Source organism: Micromonospora sp. CMU55-4 (assembly GCF_011602315.1).
Lineage (GTDB): Bacteria > Actinomycetota > Actinomycetes > Mycobacteriales > Micromonosporaceae > Micromonospora > Micromonospora chalcea.
Map to the genome: position 1 here is coordinate 1 of NZ_JAAOLH010000055.1, position 655 is coordinate 655.

Annotated in this window: 1 protein-coding gene; it reads right to left on the reverse strand. The window is 69.9% G+C overall.

The window, feature by feature from the left end; translation table 11 throughout:
• Nucleotides 1-655: type I polyketide synthase (locus tag HA073_RS30220; protein WP_166457869.1), on the reverse strand; the 655-nt coding region annotated here is incomplete at both ends.

The following is a 655-nucleotide window of genomic DNA, read 5'->3' on the forward strand; positions in this document are numbered from 1 at the left end:
GCCGACACCACACCCGCAGACCGGCCCTCGGCAACAGCCGACAGCCCGGCCACCAGCTCGTCCACGTCCGAGCCCCACACCACCGCGCGATGCTCCAACGCAGCCCGAGTCGTCGCCAACGACCACGACACATCAGCCACCGACAGGTCAGACCGACCCCGCACGAACGACGCCAACCGCCCGGCCTGACCCGACAGACCCCGCTCCGAACGCCCCGACAGCATCCACGGCACCGGCACCCCGACGGGCACGGCAGACGCCGCGGCGTGCTCCGGCTCCGCCTGTTCGATGATCACGTGCGCGTTCGTGCCGGAGATCCCGAACGACGACACGGCAGCCCTGCGTGCGCGGCCCGCACCCGGCCACTCGCGCGCCCGGGTCACCAGCTCCACCGCACCCGACGACCAGTCCACATGCGACGAGGGCACATCCGCGTGCAGCGTCGCCGGCACGGTCCCGTGCCGCATCGCCAAGATCATCTTGATGATCCCAGCCACCCCCGCAGCGGCCTGCGTGTGACCGATGTTCGACTTCACCGACCCCAACAACAGCGGCACATCCCGACCCTGCCCATACGTCGCCAACAACGCCTGCGCCTCGATCGGATCACCCAACGACGTACCCGTACCGTGCGCCTCCACCACATCCACATCAG